The following is a 13,005-nucleotide window of genomic DNA, read 5'->3' as shown; positions in this document are numbered from 1 at the left end:
CTGTTTTTATTTATCTTCCATAATTTCAACCAAAGCGCTGTCACAGCCATCAAATTCCAGGGTAAGCCTGCCGTCTGTTACCCGGTATTCCTTTTCTGTCCATAATTCTCTGACGCGGCATTCGTCCGGAAGTCCGGCCCTCTTAAAATCAAAGATTATGCCTTCCTTTTCCTTCTCCCAGTGAAATAATGCCGCATATTGCTTTACATGCAGATTTAAAGTAAAGAAATTACAGGCTGTAGTCCCGGCTGCTTCTACCGGACGAAAGCTTTTTCCTGCTGCCGCAATGCGATTTATCTCTGCAAGGCAGCCAAGCTTTTTTGCCCTCTCTTTCGCTTCTGGTTCCGCTGGTTTTCTATTTATTTCAGATATATTTTCTGGCTCTTTGCTCCTACTTCTGATAGTATCTTCCCCCATACCGTAATCATCACTTAGCATCATTACCGTTCCTGCTATTACAGAAGCCGTATACCTTGCCCTTGCCTCACCCAAAAGGCTGCTTCTGTCTGCCTGGAAGCTCTGATACAGTGATATATGGTCGGGATCGTTATAGGCATATAGCCTGCCGGACTGCCACCATGCATAGGTAAGGGCATTAAGAACATATTCCGTATCCTCTGCCAATCCAAAGGCGTCGCAGGAGAAGCGCCTGGCGTGGCCATAACCGCAGGGAAATAAGGGCGCAATGGAAAGACTGATGAAAAAAGACCTTCCTGCCCTCTCTTCCGATAAGTGTTCTGTCAGAAACTCATACCCCTCTGTTATTGCCTGCCTTCCTGTCATAACCGCCTTATTATAATGCACTCCTTCCATCGCTCCATGACTTAAAAAGTCCAGTTTCACATAGTCAAAGCCCCAGCGGATAAACTGCTCCGTCTGCTGCTCCATATACTGCTTCCACAGAGGGTGGGTCACATCCATGGGAACCGCACCATCCACCCTTGGCAGCAATCTTCCGTTACTATCTTTTAATAGGATTTCCCTATAGCAATGCCCTTTTGCCCCGGGAATCTCCTCTTCTTCCTCCTGTCCGAACCAGGCAAAGGGAGCCGCATAGATTCCTGCCTTTTGTCCCTGGGAATGAAGTTCCTGCACCAAAGTAATCAGCTGCTCCTCCGGTATCCGGTTCCAGCCTGCATCCAGATTCACATAGGTTATCTGGTTATTTTGGTATCCATTTGGCATTAACTCTTCTCTAAGGAACCGTCCGGCTTCCCTGTAATTTTTTTCATTCAGGCGAAAAGCAAGGCCGGACCAGCTGTTCCAGCCAAATGGAACTCCTTCTTCCCAGGGAAGGATTGCCTTCTCTTTTCTTATATATTCCCCGTATTGCTCCAGCAAATTCCTGTAATCTTCTCCGTATAACAGAATAAAGCGGGAGGAAGCCACTTCTTTTCCCCTAACTATTCCATGTTCCAGCGTATCATGGGTTTCCATATCCGCCACACCACAACAAGCCCTAAGCACTCTTGCATCATTGCCGGAGCAGATTATTCCGTTCTTCCATATATCAAAATCCATAGCCCCTATGACAAGGCCTTCCCTGCTTTTCTCCTCAAAGATGGCTGTTACGTCATAGCTTGCTCTTCCCGGTCTTAAGGGCACAGCCTCATATCTGACCCACATAGTATTATCATAAGGCACTAAAAGCATTTTCGTCCAAAGGCTCTTTAAGAAGTCAGGGCTGTCATTATCCGGTGCTTCTGTCACCAGCGGCATCATGCGTCTGACACTTACTTCATTGCTGTTTTCGTCAGAGAGTACGCATTGGACTCTAAGGCTCCCGTCTTCTTCTAAACTTATCTTTTCTGTAAAGAGTATCCCAATATCCGATTGAAAGCAGGTCTCTAGCACCTCTTTCTTATCTGTGCCCTGCCCTGCTGCAGAAGATATCTCCTTCTTTTCTGCTTTTATCAGCGTACAGTGCCTTGTGTCCAGCTCTTCTCCTTCTTCCAGAACTGCCTGTCCATAAAAGCCAAGTATTTTTTTACCATTAATCCAGTAACTGAATCTGCCGCTATCCTCCTGCAGGATATTATACCTCCCGGCTGTAAGTTTTTCCATATAGGCTCCTTTCCCAAATACCCAAACTTTGATTTGATATTTACCGGTTAAATAATTACCAGCAATATTATTCCATTTCCATTCTTTTATTTTCTTTAAGTAAAAACCGGTCTGCAGGGAAGTTATAGAACTTCATTACAGACCGGCAATTTACTCTCTTCTCCTGTATTAACCGCTTATTATTTACTTATTCCCCAGAGCTTCATACGGTCCTGGTAAGCTTTGGTTATATAGCTTTCTACATCCTTCAGACCGGAGGCATTCATGTCCTGAATCATGGTCTTATAAGTTGAAAGTGCCTCATCTTCGCTTGCAGCGTCTACCATCTTAGGAAAGGCCTGGTCATATATATCTTTTATCTTCTGCCACTTTAAGCCTTCCGGTGTACTTCCGGCTGGTTCCATTCCTGCAAAGTCTGCGGAATCCCAGGCATCGGATTTACCAAAGCTCTTGTTGGCAAATTCTGCGGTAGGCTGAAGCTCATATTTAGTAGCCACATCATAAGGAGTACCGTCACTGCCGTAGCCATTCTTAATGAACCAGGTCCACTTTCTGATACCGGTACTTAAGCTTTCTTTATCAAAGTCTGTCTGGAAGCCTTTCACAACATCTTCATTCGGAACATGCTTGCTGTCCTTCATCTGCCAGTCTTTTCCTTCAATACCCCACATCATCAGGTATTGGCCTTCTTCACTTACAAGGAAATCAATTAATTTGATAGCAGCTTCGGGATTCTTGCAGTTATCGGTGATACCGATGGCATCCCAGCCAAGGGTTGATCTTCCGTTATAAGTAGTCTGGGAAGCATCCATATCGTCAGGAACTACCTTGTAGGAATAAAACTGTGCGTCAGCTCCTACCGTACTTGCAAGACTTGTGTTTGCAGCGTCTGTATCCCAGTAAGATGCAAAGGTACAGAATACATTCCCGCTGGACATCTTCTGAATCCATTGTTCTTTCTTATTAACTACCCATTCCTTGTCTAAGAGTCCTGCTGTATAAAGGCCATTCATGAACTTAATAACATCCTGGTATTTCGGATCCTGGGCTCTGTGCTGGAGAGAATCGTCAGATGTCAGATAATAGGTCTTCATGCCAAACATTCCGTAAATTGTTGATTCGTAATTCTTATCATCTCCGTTAAGGGTAACGGCAATGCTGTCTTTTCCGTCAATGGTAGGATGTTTTTCTTTGAATTTTTTCAGGATATCTACAAATTCTGATAACTTAAAGGGTTCTGCACTTTCTGCCCTGTCTTTGCCTACGATTTCCGCAAGCAGATCTTTTCTCATCAGAACGCCGGCAGAAGCATCCGGGTCAACACCATACCAGTTATTCAGATAATAATTCTTTCCGTCGGTGTAACGGCTCTTAGTTAATACATCTCCGTACATCTGCTTTACATTAGGTGCGTATTTGTCAATCAAATCATTTAAGGATATTAAGGCACCTGCTTCTATATAGCGGTTAACGATTTCATTTCCTCTGTCCATCAATACGATATCCGGGTAGTTCTGTCCGGTTAACATGAGGTTCAGCTTCTCCAGTGGATCTCCGGAAGGATTCTCTACCTGAATATTCACACCTGTCTTTTCCATAATTGTCTTAGCGACCTCATCATCAAAGGTCTTGCTTCCGGAATTCTTATCAAAGAATGTAATGGTAACCTTCTCCCCATCTGTATTACCGGTTGATTCTTTCGTTCCTGAATTGCTGCTTTTGGCACAGCCTGCGAAGGTTGTAGCCGCCAGTACAACTGCCATAAAGGCTGCTGCTATTCTTTTCTTGTTCATAACATTTCTCCTCCTTTACATTATCAGCTTTTAACTGCTCCTAACATAATACCTTTTACAAAATACTTCTGGATAAAGGGATATACCATAATGATTGGTATAGTCGCAACCATGGTGGCAGCCATTCGGATACTGTCCGGTGTCACGCTTTGGCCAACTCGGTTGGCTGTCTGATTGGCTGCCGCCGTCTGATACTGGTTTAATATCTCTACCAGAACGGACTGCATTACCTTTAAGGATTGGGAATTTGTATATAAATAGGCATCAAACCAGGAGTTCCAGTGCATAATTGCCACAAAGAGAGCAATTGTCATAATAATGGGTTTGCTTAAGGGCAGTATGATTCTTGTGAAAATGATTAAATCATTGGCACCGTCTATCTTGGAAGATTCAAACAGCTCCTGAGGCATTCCCTCAATATAGCTTCTTACCAGTATCATATTGTAAACACTGATGAGATTCGGAAATATAAAAACAACAAAGTGATTTAACATATTTAAATTCTTCAGCACCATATAGTAGGGTACCAAGCCGCCGCCAAAATACATGGTAAATACAAAGAGAATCGTGATAGGCTTTTTCCACAACAGCTCCTGTCTGGAAAGCACATAGGCAAGGGCCGTGGTTGCAAGTACTGCTAAAGGTGTTCCCACCGCCGTTCTTAAAACTGTAACCAGTATGGAATGCAGGAAAGTCGATCTGGTTAAAATATCCTTATAGCTTGCAAGGCTTAATTTTCTTGGAAGGAAATAGATACCTCCTCTGATAGCATCTGTAGCATCGTTGATGGATATTATGAAAATATTCCAGAAAGGATATACACAGATTACCACAACCAAAGCAAGAAAGAAAAAGGATACTATATCAAATACTCTGTCGGAAGGCGCATACTGTCTTTTTATTTTAATATCTTTCATCTAATCCCTCCTTAGAATAATGCCGTGTTATCGTTAAAGCGCTTGGATATCCTGTTAGCGCTCATTACCAGTACAAAAGATACTGCCGATTTAAACAGCCCTACTGCGGTACCATAGGAATACATGCCGTTTTTTAAACCATAGCGGTAAGCGTAAGTATCTAAAACATCCGAATAGTTCAGAATGGAGTCATTTCCCATTAAAAGCTGCTGTTCAAAGCCGGTATTCAAGATTCCGCCGATTGCCAGAATCAGCATGATAATGATCGTGGGCTTTAGGGAAGGCAGTGTAATATTGATAATCTTTTGTACCCTTGTGGCACCATCCACATCTGCCGCCTCATACATATCCTGGCTGATTCCCGATATGGCTGCCAGATAAATAATTGCATTATAGCCAAGGATCTTCCATCCGTTTGCTATGGCAATAATCCACCAAAAATAAGGCCCATGCTGGAAGAAGAGGATTTCCTGGTGCGTCATCCCAAGTCCCAACAGCATCTTATTGATAACCCCGTCGGAAGACAGGAAGGTTATAAAGATATTTGCTGCAATTACCCAGGAAATAAAATACGGAAGATAAGAAGAAGTCTGTATGAATTTCTTTATCTTAACACTCCTTATCTCGTTTAAGCAGACCGCTAAAAAGATGGGCAGCGGAAAGGAAAACAAAAGAGTCAGAAGGCTCGTAGCAAGGGTATTTCGCATGATGGTTAAAAAGTCTGTCTGAAAGAAATATTTAAACCAATCCATCCCTACAAACTTGGATTGTATCAGATCTGAAAAATACCCTTTCCCTTTTGGCGTATAATTGACAAATGCCATATAAAGCCCGCTCATAGGCGCATAGCATATCAGTATTACCCACGCAAGAGCCGGCAGAAGCAGTAAAAATAAGTACCTTTGCTCCCACATCCTTTTTCTTACGCTTTTGTTAGGCTTTACAGCAACTGTAACTGCTTTTTTCATAATGATAACCATACTCCTTTCAAAGTCCGGAGACTTTGTGCATAGCACAAATCTCTGGTCGAAAGAATAGAACCTTTCAACCTTCCCTCCTTCTATAATGCATTCTACCGGAATTTATGGCAGGGAACAATCAAAGGATTTTATGATTCCTGTTGATTTTTAAAGCTCTTAATCAAAAGCTGCCATAGGAATTTTGATATTTAACACTTTCTATCAATTTTTAACGATTTTCCCCCTGCTGCTTCATCCTGGCTGTAGTCCGTGTATATCCTTTTCTCCATAAAAAGACCCGAAGAAGCTGCTTAATATTTTCCTTAAGCTTACTTCTTCGGGTCTTTCACTGATAACTTCCATCCATTTTTAAGAAAATACCTGGGGAATCTCCACTCTGACGCAGGTTCCGGTACCATAAGTACTGCTTACACTGACACCATACTGCTCACCGTAATTTAGCTTCACACGGATATCTACATTTTTAAGGCCATATCCTTCTTCCGAGTTCTTTAACTCCTTTCTTAGCCGTTCAAACTTCTCTGTCTCAATTCCAATCCCGTCATCCTTTACCTCAAAAATGAGGCGGTCCTTTGTAAGAGCTACGGTTACCCGGATGTGAAGAATCTGTTCTTCATCCTTTCTGCCATGATGGATGGCATTTTCCACCAGAGGCTGCAAGAGAAGCTTAATTGTCCGAAAAGCAAGGGCTTTTCTGTCTACTTCATAGTTGATTTCCACTGTGTCTTCAAAACGGAGCATTTGAATTTTCATATAGTTCTGCAACAGCTCCACTTCCTCCTGAACGGATACCACCTGCTTTCCCTTATTTAAGGATATGCGGTAGAAATTCGCCAGATACCGGACACTCATCATGGTCTTCTTACCGCCTTCCCGCATTGCCATGGAGGAAATGACGGACAGAGCATTATAAAGAAAATGTGGGTTGATTTGCTCCTGTAAAAGATTCATTTCACTGGACTTTATTTTTAACTTCTTTTCGTAATTCTCGGCAATCAGTAATTGTATCTTACTGTTTAAGGTGTTGATGGCAGCTGCAATGATGCCGATCTCATCCTTTCCCATATCCTTTAAGAGATAGTCAAATTCTCCGTCTCCCAGCTTCTTAGCCGCATAGACCACCTTATTTACCCGACCGGATATCCATCTGCTGTACAAATAAATAGACAGAAACATTCCTACCGAGCTGACAAAGAAAATAAGAATAATATCCCTTGCCACCTCCCTTGTAGCCTCCACTAAGGATTCCTGATTCACCATCATAATAAGCCTGGTTCCATAAAGACTGCTGCGGGCTGTGCATATCTTGGAGATACCCTCAATGTCAAGAGAACTGCCTTTCCCGCTTACCGGTATATCCTCCCAGTTCTCTGTTATACTTCCCATTCCTTTTCCAATAACCTCTTTATCGGAAGAAGCCATTATCTGCCCCTGGCCGTTGACCCAGTAGACTTCCTGGTTGCTGTTGGTTATTTTTATCTGGTCGTTAAAGGAACTTCCATCAATCTTTAAAAGCAGTATATTTCTGACATCACTGTAGTGGTAATAATTTAAAAGCCTTTCCAATGCAACATAATTTTTCTTTCCCTTGGAGATGATTCCGGCTACCTGCGGGTTTCCCTTGGAGGAAAGTGCACTCTTAAGCCAATCCTGATTAAGCTCCTTTTCATTATAAAAATAGTAATTATCACTGGGAAGCGTATCATTATTGCTGTAGATACTGATACCGGCAATATTGGATTCCACCAGCATAATACTGCTTAACAGGTTATCAATATAACTGAACATCTCCCAATAATCCGAATTTGTATAATCCTTTACAAGATAGCCGTTAAACATTTGGTTTGTGTACAATATATCCATTACCGTTTTGTATGCCTCCAGGGAAGAATCCAGATTCTGTCCGATCTGTCCCAGGGACTGGCGCATATTCCGGTAGCTCTCCTCTAACAGGATATTCTTTGTCTTCTGGCTGTTATATCCGGTTACAATAATCATGGGTAAAATGGCAAAGATAACATAACCCACCATCAGCTTATAGATAAATTTAATATTTTTAAACCATCTTGCGATATTCATTTGGCGTTACCCCGTATTTCTTTGCAAAGACCGTACTAAAATATGATTCATTCTCATATCCCACCAGCCTGCCGACTTCTTTTACCCGTAATGTTTTGTCCTTTAGAAGTTCACAGGCCTTTAAAAGCCTGTAATCTGTTACGTATTCCAATATCGTTTGTCCCATGCTTTCCCTGAAAAGGCTTCTAAGATAATTTGGTGAAAGATGCACTTCTAAGGCCATTTCCTCCACACTGCATACTCCTGAATAGTTACGCACCAGATATTCCTTGATTCGGGCAATTATATGATAATTCGGATCTTTGTGCTGCTTTGTAAAAAAAGCAAGTATGCCGTCGCAATAGCAAACCAATGCTTCCAATATATCCTCCCAATACCTGCCTCCCAGTATTTTCTGTTCCCAGTCTTCTTCTCTTTCTGCCATCCAGAGGGTCAGCTGGGGGTCCCCTGCTACAAGACTGCTCTTAAGCTCATAGTAAAAGCCATAGGCCTGCCTGATACACTCATCCTTTTTAAGTGCGGTAAAATCTGCAAGAATTGCCCGCAGCCCCGCTTCTGCCCTGTCCTTTTCACCATTCTTAACCGCTTTATAAAAGTTTGCCTTCCGTTCAGAGGCTTGTCCGCTGTCCGCTGCCTGTCTGCTGTTTTTATCCCACTCTTCCTTACCCGCATCAAAAATTCCGCCCTTTGTTTCAAAGAATATACGCTCTTTCAGTTTTACTAACTGCTTCGTCTTTTCCTTTAGGTTAAGTAGCGGTATTTTCTCTTTAAAGCAGGCTATACTGTAATTACCTCCAAGTATACTCTGTATTCTTTTGGCGCCGTCCCAAAAATACAGATGACTATGCAAAACTGCTACTAAGACGTCCCCTATCAAAAATAAGTGGTACACCTCCCCCAGATTGTCCCCATTCCTTTGAAGCAGCTCTTCTGCCTCTGCACCGTATACGGCCAGCAGCCCATAGGTCACTTCATTTAAAGGACGTTGGAAATAGCAGATAGAAAGGCGCTTTGCTTTTTCCTCTTTCATATCGCCTCTGCACAGCTGCTCTATCATCTGCTTTGCCGCCACACTTACGGATACTTCCGCTGTTTTTTCACTTTCTATCTGTTTCTCTATCCTTAAAAGCAGCTTCTCCACCTCTTCTGTCATAAAGGGCTTTAGGATATAATCTGCTGCCTGTACCTTAAAGGCTTCCTTCACATATTCAAAGTCATCATAGCCGGTAAGAAATATGATTTTTGTTTTGTATCCTTCTTCCCGTACTCTTTTTGCAAGTTCTATCCCTGTCATAATAGGCATCTGAATATCTGTTATCATAATATCAGGTTCATTTTGTACAATACATTCAAGAGCACTGCGGCCGTTACGTGCCGTATAGACCCGGTCCACCAATATCTTATCCCAATTGATATAATCCCTTAGGGTATCCAGTTCGATTTTCTCATCCTCCACCAATAAAACACTATACATAGCATAACCTCCTCCGGCAAATACCATATGGTTTTATTATAGCAAAGTCTTTCACAAAAAAACAGGTTAAAAAATGTGCCACAAATCCTGACAGATTTATGGCACAGCATTCATTGTTGTTTTATAGAATTAAACGGAAGCAAAAAAATCCTTCTCCTTTAAGGTTATCAAGAGCTCCGCTAACAGCGAATTAGCCCAGGCGAACCAGGGTCTTGTATACTCACTTGGATTACCTGGATGAAAAGCTTCATGCATAAAGTAAGTCTTATCATGGGTGGCAGAAAGCATGGATAAACAGCTCCTTATTTCCTCTTCGCTATCAGAGGTCAGTGCCTGCATGATAATTCCTATATGCCATACCATTCCTTTTGGCGTATGAGGACTTCCTATTCCCGCGGCAAAGCTTCCGCAGCTGTAATAGGGATTCTCACCTGACAGCACAAATCTTCTGGTATTTTTATAAAGCTCATCTTCCCTGCTGCAATAGTTTAGATAGGGCATTGCCAAAAGGCTTGGCGAATTGGCATCATCCATCAGATTATAATTGCCAAAGCCGTCTGTCTCATAGGCATATATCCTGCCATATCCTCCGCGCTCTACGATTCCGTAATCTGATATTCCATCCTGTATTTCTTCTGCCAGACCCGTATATGCCATGGCAAGTTCATTATTCTTATAGACTTCCCTTAGTATTTCCGCTCCGTAGGTCAATGCCGCCACTGCCATCATATTAGAAGGAATCAGATAGCCGAATTTACAGCAGTCATCAGAGGGGCGAAACCCCGACCAGGTCATGCCGGTGTGATTGACAGGTCTTCCCTTTCCCTGATTGATAAGTGTGTCTGTCTTGGCGCAATGCTGCCTTTGAAAGGAATAAGGAGAGCTTTCATGGTTCTGTTCGGTACGAAATACCTTTAATACCAGCTTTAACATTGTCAGGAAACCCTCGGTAAATATGTTCTCCCTATTTGTTTCCTTCCAGTAATGATATGCCAGGTAAAGGGGAGAGCACAGTGAATCTGTTTCATACTTTCTCTCCCACACATGGGGATTTAACCGGGTGATATCCTGATGTCCCCTGCCATCGGCACTCTCATTAAAAGCATTGGCATAGGGGTCAATGGCAACCAGCTCTGTCTGCTTTTGAATGACTCCTTCCAGAATTTCCTGCAGTTCTTTATCTTCCTTTGCATATCTTACATAGTGCCTTACCTGTGCCGCTGAATCTCTTAGCCACATAGCCGGTATATCACCCGTAATTACAAAATAGCTTCCGTCCTCTAATTGCTTTACTGTGGTCTCTATGGTATTTAAAAAGCATTGCTTTACAAAAGGAGCCATATCCGGGCAGGCGGCCTTATAGTATGCTTCCACCTCCCCTGCCTTTTCCAGTAAGATTTCCGGTATTTTTATCATAAGTTTCTCCTTTATTCCCAGTTAAACAGCATGGACACTCCTGCCGAACAGCCCCAGGCAGAATAAAAAGTATCCTCTGTCTTCTGGTTCCACAAGGTCCACATGATTCCTTTGGTGTTGCGGTTATTCCAGGCCGCCTGTGCATTCTTTTCAAGCCAGTCCTTATACTGGTCCTGTCCGCATTCTCTGACGAATTTGCCCATCCATCTGGCCAGTATTCCCTTAAATCCCGGCAAATCCCTGCCATCTCCTTCGGTATTCATTATCTGCCCTGAAAACATGGTATTTACCGTATAATCGGCAGCCAGTACGGCATCCTTTAAATAGCTTTCATCCTTCGAGTATTGGTACAGCATCATAGCCGCGCCGATAAAGGTACCCTGGTTATAGGTAGAAGCCCATTGATTGACTCCTGTTGTTAAATCATAAGCATCAAAAACAGCTCCTGTTGTTCCGAATAAATTTTCCTTTTCCCATTTATAAATCATCAAAGCCTTCTCTATGTATTCATCCTCGCCGGTTATCTTATGCAAAAGGCAGGCTGCAATGACAGCCGGACAGTTGATACAGGAATTCTTTGTCTTATTCTCTGTTTTCCAGAAAAGTCCACCGCCCAGATCCTCGCTCCACGCCCTGTCAAAAACAATTTTAAAATGCTTTCTGGCCTGTTCTAAATATTCACTCTGTCCGGTTGCCTCATACGCCCTTGCACAGCCGATAGTCATCCACATAATATCATCGTTAAACTCGTTAGAAGACCAGTCTGACCCGTGTTCCTTCACAAAGCCGCGGTACATTTCATCCATTAAGTCCAGATATTTCTTATCCTTTGTCTGCTCATAGGCATCTATTACTATCTCAAATATTTCTGCCTGCTGCCAGAAGTCTTCTCCTGCAATATAACCGCCGTCTCCCTCTTTTACATAGAAATTTGTAAGAAAAACATCCATTGCTTTTTTTGCCGTATTCAAATCCGGCACCGTTTTTTTCTCTGTGTCTGTTATATTATCTGCCATTCTGTCCTTTTTACCTCCCGTCATACTATTGCTTATAAGTACGCCTCCAAGAATGCACGCCGCCGCCAGAATTAGTATAACTGAAAAAATAATAGCTCTCCTGAATTTTTTCATATCTATTATCTCCCTGTATCTGCACACTGGTTCTAACTTAACCTGTACGCCATTTCAAGCAGCATAATTCCGCTTAAATGCTGGGCTAAATCCACGCACTTTTCTTCTTGGGCATCCCAGTGCCCGCCTGCAAGTCCGTTTTTGTTAATTCCCCGTTCTATAAGGCAGCTTGCATTCTGCTGTATTGTCTTTTTTATTTCACTATGCTCTTCTGACTTTTCTGCCAGCAGATTAAGATATCTTATGTATATCCCTTTAAAAAGGCCGCAGTCATCCACTCCTTCATATGGAAATATTCCATTGCAAGCAGCTGTAAACTCCCCTTTGGTTACTTCCGCTATCTTCACCGCAAGCTCCAAGTCAGCATTTTCTTTCTGAATCTCATACCTTTCCAGTAAAGCTCCTATAACAACTCCCTGATTGTAGGTATATTTCCATTCATAATCAATTTTTCCGTCTCCCAGACGGTTAAGACCGTCCCAGATAAAGCCAGTTTCAGGGTCTGTCAGATTTTTAAGATTCCAGGAGAGGATTTTATCTCCCCACTCCAGGTCTTCCTTTTTTAAAAATCTTTGATACAGGCGGTAAGCCAGTATAGCTGCCGGTGCATTGGCCGGAGTATTGCGGTAATCACGCTGGTCCTTCTTCCAGCCCATTCCCCCAAGATCTTCATTCCAGGCTGTTTTTATATCTTCCCACAATAAAAGAACCTGATCCTTATATTTATTATCCTGTGTCACATCAAAAAACCGGAGAATAGCCAAAGCCGTCCACTCCATGTCATCATACCAGTTATGAAGGAACGTATTCCCATTTCTTATAAAAACCCCGTTATACTCCGCTTCTGCCCTTATGAGATATTTCTTATCCTTCGTTCTTAGGTATCCGTCTAACAGGCAGTCTATGGCATGGGCATGCCACCAGTAAATCCAGTTCTCCTCTTCCTGCAAGGGATAATGATTCTGAAATACCCCCTCCTTCTCATCCCAGAAATACTCCATGAGACTATCCTGCAATTTTTCGCAGTAATCCTCTATTTTATACATAACAACCTCTTTTCCGGTATCCATTCATTCTTAGACACATCCGCAGTATTGCCTTATAAATACTTCTGCCGTTTTTAATTTGTAAGAAAGCTGCAAAGCCTTATTT

9 protein-coding genes are annotated in these 13,005 nt (G+C 42.5%); all 9 read right to left on the bottom strand.

Going from position 1 to position 13,005, the window contains the following annotated elements:
* Nucleotides 1–6: 6 nt before the first annotated feature.
* The 9 genes from BUF11_RS10455 to BUF11_RS10415 all read right to left on the bottom strand — a co-directional run bounded on the left by BUF11_RS10455 (nucleotide 7) and on the right by BUF11_RS10415 (nucleotide 12,899).
* Nucleotides 7–2,064, bottom strand: coding sequence for an alpha-amylase family protein (locus BUF11_RS10455; protein ID WP_073588774.1), 2,058 nt, complete (start codon nucleotides 2,062–2,064; stop codon nucleotides 7–9).
* Nucleotides 2,065–2,243: 179 nt separating this feature from the next.
* Entirely contained in the window at nucleotides 2,244–3,857 is a 1,614-nt protein-coding gene (locus tag BUF11_RS10450; RefSeq protein WP_073588773.1) for an extracellular solute-binding protein, read from the bottom strand.
* Between the two features lie 23 nt (nucleotides 3,858–3,880).
* Nucleotides 3,881–4,774: a carbohydrate ABC transporter permease gene (locus BUF11_RS10445; protein WP_073588772.1), complete on the bottom strand. Its 894-nt coding sequence runs from the start codon at nucleotides 4,772–4,774 to the stop codon at nucleotides 3,881–3,883.
* Nucleotides 4,775–4,785: 11 nt separating this feature from the next.
* The gene (locus BUF11_RS10440) at nucleotides 4,786–5,742 is read right to left on the bottom strand and encodes an ABC transporter permease (RefSeq protein ID WP_073588771.1); all 957 of its coding nucleotides are present in this window, start codon (nucleotides 5,740–5,742) and stop codon (nucleotides 4,786–4,788) included.
* Nucleotides 5,743–6,102: 360 nt separating this feature from the next.
* Nucleotides 6,103–7,833 carry a sensor histidine kinase gene (locus tag BUF11_RS10435; RefSeq protein WP_073588770.1) on the bottom strand — a complete coding sequence of 577 codons (1,731 nt, stop codon included), beginning with the start codon at nucleotides 7,831–7,833 and terminating at the stop codon, nucleotides 6,103–6,105.
* Nucleotides 7,811–9,307 (bottom strand): response regulator transcription factor, encoded by a 1,497-nt coding sequence (locus BUF11_RS10430; protein WP_073588769.1) that lies wholly within the window; start codon nucleotides 9,305–9,307, stop codon nucleotides 7,811–7,813. The genes BUF11_RS10435 and BUF11_RS10430 overlap by 23 nt, the downstream gene beginning before the upstream one ends.
* 129 nt (nucleotides 9,308–9,436) lie before the next feature.
* A complete protein-coding gene (locus tag BUF11_RS10425; RefSeq protein ID WP_073588768.1) occupies nucleotides 9,437–10,723 on the bottom strand; it encodes a glycoside hydrolase family 125 protein in 1,287 nt (428 codons plus the stop codon).
* A gap of 11 nt (nucleotides 10,724–10,734) precedes the next feature.
* Nucleotides 10,735–11,853 carry a glycoside hydrolase family 76 protein gene (locus BUF11_RS10420; protein ID WP_073588767.1) on the bottom strand — a complete coding sequence of 373 codons (1,119 nt, stop codon included), beginning with the start codon at nucleotides 11,851–11,853 and terminating at the stop codon, nucleotides 10,735–10,737.
* A gap of 32 nt (nucleotides 11,854–11,885) precedes the next feature.
* The gene (locus BUF11_RS10415) at nucleotides 11,886–12,899 is read right to left on the bottom strand and encodes a glycoside hydrolase family 76 protein (RefSeq protein ID WP_073588832.1); all 1,014 of its coding nucleotides are present in this window, start codon (nucleotides 12,897–12,899) and stop codon (nucleotides 11,886–11,888) included.
* Between the last annotated feature and the right edge of the window lie 106 nt (nucleotides 12,900–13,005).

Source organism: Anaerocolumna xylanovorans DSM 12503 (assembly GCF_900143645.1).
GTDB classification, from domain to species: domain Bacteria; phylum Bacillota; class Clostridia; order Lachnospirales; family Lachnospiraceae; genus Anaerocolumna; species Anaerocolumna xylanovorans.
Note: the sequence above shows the minus strand (reverse complement) of the source record. Positions and strands in the feature narration are given on the sequence as shown.

Excerpts from the sequence above, each read along its gene's own strand:
- BUF11_RS10420 (WP_073588767.1), bottom strand. The coding sequence starts at position 11,853 with ATGAAAAAATTCAGGAGAGCTATTATTTTTTCAGTTATACTAATTCTG.
- BUF11_RS10445 (WP_073588772.1), bottom strand. The coding sequence starts at position 4,774 with ATGAAAGATATTAAAATAAAAAGACAGTATGCGCCTTCCGACAGAGTA.
- BUF11_RS10450 (WP_073588773.1), bottom strand. The coding sequence starts at position 3,857 with ATGAACAAGAAAAGAATAGCAGCAGCCTTTATGGCAGTTGTACTGGCG.
- BUF11_RS10430 (WP_073588769.1), bottom strand. The coding sequence starts at position 9,307 with ATGTATAGTGTTTTATTGGTGGAGGATGAGAAAATCGAACTGGATACC.
- BUF11_RS10425 (WP_073588768.1), bottom strand. The coding sequence starts at position 10,723 with ATGATAAAAATACCGGAAATCTTACTGGAAAAGGCAGGGGAGGTGGAA.
- BUF11_RS10435 (WP_073588770.1), bottom strand. The coding sequence starts at position 7,833 with ATGAATATCGCAAGATGGTTTAAAAATATTAAATTTATCTATAAGCTG.
- BUF11_RS10455 (WP_073588774.1), bottom strand. The coding sequence starts at position 2,064 with ATGGAAAAACTTACAGCCGGGAGGTATAATATCCTGCAGGAGGATAGC.
- BUF11_RS10440 (WP_073588771.1), bottom strand. The coding sequence starts at position 5,742 with ATGAAAAAAGCAGTTACAGTTGCTGTAAAGCCTAACAAAAGCGTAAGA.
- BUF11_RS10415 (WP_073588832.1), bottom strand. The coding sequence starts at position 12,899 with ATGTATAAAATAGAGGATTACTGCGAAAAATTGCAGGATAGTCTCATG.